Genomic DNA, 6,286 nt, shown 5'->3' with positions numbered 1-6,286 from the left:
CCAATGCAAAGATTAAGGCTTCGTTATACAGTAGTACTTGCACCTCTTTAATCTCTAATTGTTGTTTTGTGTAACTATCAGCTAATTTTAAAAAGGTCTGCTTTGTGCAGGTATCAATTAGGTTATTTCCTTTTTCACTTTGATAGTCAAAATGTATGTTTTTAAGGTCTATAAATAAGCTAATAATGTACATAGATTGATGATACATTCCATTGCTTACCTCATCTTCTCCCTTTGTCTTTTCAAGGGTTAAAATATGCTTAATCGCTTGTTGGTAGATTGTTTCCATTATTATTTTGATGCGTTTACAAATGATTGATAGCTTTCGGCTGTTGTTTCTTTTGAAGTTTTACCAATATAGACCAGTAGCATATTTTCGGAGCTATGTCCTGTTACATTCATTATTTCACTATTTTTCATCTTACCGTAAAAGTGTGTCGCAAAAGACCTCCTGCCACAATGTGAAGTGATAAGTTCATATTTAGGATATTCTCCTGCTATCTCTCTAACCTCTCCTTTGCCTATTACCTCCGCTTTCTTACCTCTTGTAATGGTATCTATTCCAGCTTGTTTACATACTTCCTTTATGTATTCATTATATCGTTGGTCGCTAATCTTTCTTGGGAACTCTCCATTTCTTTTTCGTAGTATTTCTTCTACCTGTGGGAGAATAGGAGCGGTTACATTCTTACCTGTCTTTTGTTGGCGTAAATCAATAAACTTCCCAGTATCATTAACTCTTATCATTGATGAGGTAAACTTTAAAAAATCGCTAACTCTTTGCCCTGTGTAACAAGATATGAGTAGCCAATCTCTTGCATTGTCTAAATAATCATCGGTGTATGTTGTATTCTTAATTTTTTTGAGTTCGTCAAAGGATAGGTATATCTTGGGAAATACCTCATCGGCTAACCTTACTTGTAGTTTATCTAATGCTAAACTTGTAGGCACTCCTTTTGTCCGTGCGTGTACACAAACTGTCTTAATGAAAGTAAAATTTCTCTTTATTGTTTCGGGGGCGTATCGGAGCTTTAATCCGTAAGCCGTCCAGTCCTTTACAAATTGTTCATCAACATTTAGAATATCATATTTTTGTTTTTTGATAGACTGAAATTTACCTATCATATTTCTTATTGATGACCACTTCTTCCACGATGATAATTTAGACTTTAACTCAAATTCTCTCAATCCTAAATAATAATCAAAGTAATCCAATAAACCACTTGGGATAACCTCAATCTTTTTAGGATTGTAATAATTGATTAAAGCGTTATTTAGCCAATCTTTATCTATTGACTTGGTGTTGTTGCTTTCCTTTAATAGATAGTCTGTAATGACTTTTAAATGCTCGTCTAATTCAGTTTTAAGATTTACTTTTTCTGTATCTCTAAATTTCTTATTTGACTTGCACTCTTCCCAAAAGTTTTTAGTAACCTTAAATTGAAGCTGTGAACGAATGGACTTAAAAGCGTTGCCCTCTTTGTAGGTTAGTCTAACCTCAATATTTGATAAGTCTTTTTTAGACCTATACTCAAAAGCTATATTCATGATTTTTAAATTTGATTAACATTTCAAAGATAAAAAACTTTTGTACAATTTAGGTAAAAGTTGAGCAAAATTTGTACAAATAGACCGAACAAAGCAAAATGAATTAAAATTGTTTAAAAAATAAAATCATCGTAAACCACTATCAATAGTATGTTTAAGATATATTTGTGCTTTTTATTTAATTTATCATATTCGATATATGTAGAACCTTCCTTTCTGCAAAAAAATCCTGAGAAAATATTCTCAGGATTTTTCTATTGGTATCTTTTGATGTCTATTTCGGGATGGAGCTCGGCTCCGTTTTCGATGTGCTGATACAATTCGTTGGCAAAATAGCAACCGTTGAGCACACCTCGTGTCCCCATTCCGTTGAGGATGTACATGTTCTTGTGCTGAGGGTGCTCACCTAAAGTGGGTCTTCTATCGGTCAGTGTAGGACGCAACCCGACTTCTACTAATTCGACAGAATAAGGATGAGGATAAATCTCTTCAATGCTTTCTTTCAAAGCGTTTACCGAGTCATCCATAATGGACTCATCGGTTGAGTTTCTATCAAAAGTACCTCCTGCGTAATACAGTCCGTTTTCCATTGGGAAGAAGAAGTGTTTCTTTTTCAAAATACCACCTTCGGTAATGGGTTCTGAAAGTTTAACAGAAAGGTGATGCCCTTTGCTTGGGATGATGGGTAAATTTGAGAAATACGGATTGTTTAAGACACGAATACCTTCGGAAAAAACCAAATTTTGATATTCGATATTTTGATATGTTTTATCATTAACATTCAAATGATTAAAATCAAAAGTAGCATTGAAGTACGAATTGTTTTTATCCAAATATGAATAAAAATCACTAAAAAAGGTAGAAACAGCAATTCGGCCCGATTGTAAAACTTCGCCTATTCCGTAGGGATTGATTACGGAGGTGAAATCTAAAAATTCTGGACTAAGATAATCTGAAAGTTCGTCTAACTTCGATTTTTCCAACCAAGTTTGCTTTTCATTGTCGTCGTGTAAAATACGGTGAACAGGCTTTTGTTCAAAATAGTCTTTACCTAAATAATTTTGAATTTCACTAAGCGTTGTTTTTAAGAAAGTCATTTGCTCATTCCCCAACCAAAAGCTGGTAAATTTATTGAGAACTATGGGATTGACAACACCCCCTGAAACTTCAGATGCACTTTGTTTTCTGTCCGAAACCAAAATGAAAGATTTGTTATTCTTGATGAGTTGATGAACAAAAAATAGCCCAGCAAAGCCACCACCAACGACAATATAATCTACTTTTTTCATATAAAAATGTACTATTAATGATTACTAATTAAACGCAGAGAAAGATAAAAAAGCAACATACTTTATGAGATGTTTTTATCTTATTTTGCAAATTTAAGGATAAAAAAAAACCTGAGTAAAAATACTCAGGTTTTTTATATGAATATGAGAAATCTTAGTAATTCCACATTTCGTTATCCATCTCAAGAATCGTTCCTTTGATTCTGTCGCTTTCTTCGATTTGTTCGTCTGCATTTTTAGGGATATAATCCTTAACAACACCATCACCCAATCCGCTTGTTGATTTATAAATAACAGAAGAAAATCTTCTCATGTTAATTACATCATCATAAGAAAGGTCAGCAGAAGCGTTTCCTTTGTTGTAAATGTAGTTGTTGGCTAGAACTTCTCTTGCATCTGGATAATAGATCCAGAAAAGATCGATAAGTTCATTCGCATCACCAATTGGTCTTCCGTCTGGACCAACTTGACCAGCAGTAGCTGGATCTGGACCTAGAGCTGCGATTCCCAATGGACGATACTTCAACATGCCGTCTCTTTTATCGACAAACCACATACCCATAATTTTAAGAACTCTAACTTTATCGGTCGTTGTTCTGATGTAATCGGTATATTGTCTTCTTTCGTCTTCTGTTAACTGACGACCAGAATTCATGATATCGATAGCGGCTTCGTCTAATCTTACAGATTCCAATCTTTTAGGGATTGCTTCTTTAGCTAATTTGACTGTAAAATTTTCGTCGTCATATACCTCTTTCAACTCACCACTTAGAGCAGCATCTAGAAGTACATCATAAATGGACTTAGACGATTTGAAGAATCCATCTTTATTGTTTTTGTAAAAAGGTTGGTTGATTTTATCGTTCATGTCGATAATTTCCCAAACCATCATTCCTTTAACAATATCGTTTTCGTTAACATGTCCATATTTCAATGGAGTTACTTTTGCAGAAACAATAGAATCACCAACGATTTTTTTGTTTTCTGCTCTCATTTGTCTAAACTCTTCTGGAGATTTTGCATTGAGAATAGATTGGGAAAAAGCAAATCCCGAAACTAAAACCATTAAACTGCAAATATATTTTTTCATAGCTGAAAATATTTCTAATTAAAAATTACTATTGAATGTTAATTACAACTGGTGATGCTTGTTTTGGTTTATAAGCTCCTAGACCTGAAATTGTAGTTTCAATATCAAAAATCCATGCAGCTTCACCAGATTTCAAGTTATTTGTCATTCCAGAAACTGAACTTAAACTGTTCCCTGTAACATAAGTAGCGGCTCTACCTGCAACTTTGAATTTAAATCCTGTTACAGTAAAGGTCACTGGGAAGTCAAAGTCTGGAATAGTTGCTGTTACAATTTGGTTTTGGATAGAACCAGCAGGCATTCCGACAACATTCTTACCTCTAACTTGACCTTGTGGAGCAGGTACATTTTTAATTCTATATTCAAATACTTGAGATAAAGATTTTCCATGAGGGTCTCTACCTGACAATGTCATTTTCAATACATTACCCGATTGTGGTACTACGATCCATTTTCCTTTTCCTAAAGATTTAACAGATGCACCAGGAGCAGATAGCGATAATTGTGCGTTATCAGCACCTAGAATAGATCCAGAAATAGGGTTTTCTAAACCTCTGTACACCACATTCATCTTATCCGCGCTAAGCATCAATCCTTGTTGAAGTTTTACTTCTTGAGGACCAGAGATTACATTGTAGGTATGTGTAAATGGAATCGTTTGAGGTTTTCCATCTGCAGTATTTACCGTAATTGATCCGCTGAAAGTTCTTTCACCTAAACCAGAAGTTGGTAAAGACTTATATCCTTTTCCGTTTTCAACTCTATCCACACCGTTGATGGCGATTTTATTAGAGTTGGAATACGATGCTAAAACTACAGTTGCTTCAGCAGGTTTTCCAGCAACAACATCAGTTGGAGCAGAAACGATAGCTTCGTACTGGTTAAACTTGATGTTGGCATCAACTTTTTCTTGAAGCATCATTGCCAATGCATCGGACTGTACATTTCTAGCATCATTTTGCAAAATCTCTAAGTTAGAGATGGCCGCAATTAGAGGTTGATGATAGAATTTGTATTGCAACCAATTTTTTTGATTGATTTTTTGTCCTTTTGGGAATTCAGTAATCAATGCTTTATCAGCTCTTTCTACAAGTTTCTTAAGATTTGGATTTCCTGCAAAAGTTTGGTCGATATAATTTCTTACATCATCAATTTTCGCTTTTAATTCTTTTGCTTTTCCAGAAGGGATGTTTTCATCACCGCTGGTAAAGAAATACTCAGTTACCGAAGTATTATCATTCAATGCATTGAAATTATCTGCTAAATCGGCTTTCATATCCAATCCTGCATCTTTTTGCAATTTGTCTTTGATTTGGTCTGCATGAGATACCAAAGCATCAATTTTTTCTTTTAACTTAAGATATTGTTGATACGGTTGCTCATAAGTATCCGGTACACTTGCAGCTTTTGCTTTCAAGGTTACCTCAAAGATTTCTGTATTTTTCTCTTGAGTTAAAAGTCTTGTGTCTTTCAACGATTGAGTAGAGTCATAGTATGATCTAATGATTTCTGCATCGATGTTCATGGCCATCATGGCAATGAATACCAAGTACATCAAGTTGATCATCTTCTGACGAGGGGTCTGTTTTCCTTGTGCCATTCTTACTACTTTTTTTTAGATTAATAATAAAATGAAGAGGAAATTAAGACTTCATAGCGGTTAGCATTCCGCCATATACTCTATTCAAGTTGTTCAAGTTAGATGTTAAACCTTGTAATTCTTCGTTAAATTTATTAGAATGCTCTACAGATTTCTGCATATCTTCTACATATTTTCTTGAGAAATCCGATTGCATTTTTCCAGTTTCTAATTGAATTGCATACAAATCGTTCATGTTTTTCATGTGATCTGCAGCTTTATTCATTTCGTCGTTATAACGGTGAGTAGATCCTGAGATATCAACCGTTTGAGAGATTTGATCCACAGAGAACGATAATTTATCGATACCTCCTTTCAATCTTTCGAATAAAGCAACATCCAATTTTGCATCTTCCAACATTTTATCCAATTTATTAGATAGATTGTTTTCTAATTCAGCAAATTGATTTCCTGCACCTTTCATTGCAGATACATTGGAATGCAAAGGGTTAGGTTTTGCATGTCTGTCCAAAAGCTCTGGATAAACATTTTCCCAAGCATAAGATTCTTCAACTTTTGGTGGATCAAAAGCAAATACGATAAAAATAATGGCTTCTGTAATAAGGCCGGCTGCCAAAGTTACATTCCCTGTTAATGGACCTATACTCCAGTGCGTAATTTTAAACAATGCACCCAAGATTACGATTGCTGCTCCAAATGAATAAACGAAATTCATTGTAGCTTCTTTAGTTTTAAACATATTCAATTTTAGTTTTTATT

General features: G+C 34.3%; 6 protein-coding genes. All 6 read right to left on the bottom strand.

All coding sequences use genetic code 11. From position 1 onward, the window contains the following. Nucleotides 1-289 (bottom strand): hypothetical protein (locus EIY84_RS09065; protein ID WP_164472031.1); only part of this gene is annotated, 289 nt, incomplete at its 3' end. 2 nt (nucleotides 290-291) lie between these two features. After that, nucleotides 292-1,548 carry a site-specific integrase gene (locus EIY84_RS09060; protein ID WP_124642409.1) on the bottom strand — a complete coding sequence of 419 codons (1,257 nt, stop codon included), beginning with the start codon at nucleotides 1,546-1,548 and terminating at the stop codon, nucleotides 292-294. Nucleotides 1,549-1,802: 254 nt separating this feature from the next. After that, nucleotides 1,803-2,837 carry an NAD(P)/FAD-dependent oxidoreductase gene (locus EIY84_RS09055; protein ID WP_124642407.1) on the bottom strand — a complete coding sequence of 345 codons (1,035 nt, stop codon included), beginning with the start codon at nucleotides 2,835-2,837 and terminating at the stop codon, nucleotides 1,803-1,805. Nucleotides 2,838-2,991: 154 nt separating this feature from the next. Further along, nucleotides 2,992-3,927 (bottom strand): type IX secretion system ring subunit PorN/GldN, encoded by a 936-nt coding sequence (gene porN / locus EIY84_RS09050; RefSeq protein ID WP_124642405.1) that lies wholly within the window; start codon nucleotides 3,925-3,927, stop codon nucleotides 2,992-2,994. 28 nt (nucleotides 3,928-3,955) lie between these two features. Then, the gene (gene porM / locus EIY84_RS09045; protein WP_124642403.1) at nucleotides 3,956-5,527 is read right to left on the bottom strand and encodes a type IX secretion system motor protein PorM/GldM; all 1,572 of its coding nucleotides are present in this window, start codon (nucleotides 5,525-5,527) and stop codon (nucleotides 3,956-3,958) included. A gap of 43 nt (nucleotides 5,528-5,570) precedes the next feature. After that, nucleotides 5,571-6,266: a type IX secretion system motor protein PorL/GldL gene (gene porL, locus EIY84_RS09040; RefSeq protein ID WP_124642401.1), complete on the bottom strand. Its 696-nt coding sequence runs from the start codon at nucleotides 6,264-6,266 to the stop codon at nucleotides 5,571-5,573. Between the last annotated feature and the right edge of the window lie 20 nt (nucleotides 6,267-6,286).

Origin of the sequence: Amniculibacterium aquaticum, from assembly GCF_003852705.1 — a bacterium.
GTDB classification, from domain to species: domain Bacteria; phylum Bacteroidota; class Bacteroidia; order Flavobacteriales; family Weeksellaceae; genus Amniculibacterium; species Amniculibacterium aquaticum.
Note: the sequence above shows the minus strand (reverse complement) of the source record. Positions and strands in the feature narration are given on the sequence as shown.

Excerpts from the sequence above, each read along its gene's own strand:
- porN (WP_124642405.1), bottom strand. The coding sequence starts at position 3,927 with ATGAAAAAATATATTTGCAGTTTAATGGTTTTAGTTTCGGGATTTGCT.
- porL (WP_124642401.1), bottom strand. The coding sequence starts at position 6,266 with ATGTTTAAAACTAAAGAAGCTACAATGAATTTCGTTTATTCATTTGGA.
- porM (WP_124642403.1), bottom strand. The coding sequence starts at position 5,527 with ATGGCACAAGGAAAACAGACCCCTCGTCAGAAGATGATCAACTTGATG.
- EIY84_RS09060 (WP_124642409.1), bottom strand. The coding sequence starts at position 1,548 with ATGAATATAGCTTTTGAGTATAGGTCTAAAAAAGACTTATCAAATATT.
- EIY84_RS09055 (WP_124642407.1), bottom strand. The coding sequence starts at position 2,837 with ATGAAAAAAGTAGATTATATTGTCGTTGGTGGTGGCTTTGCTGGGCTA.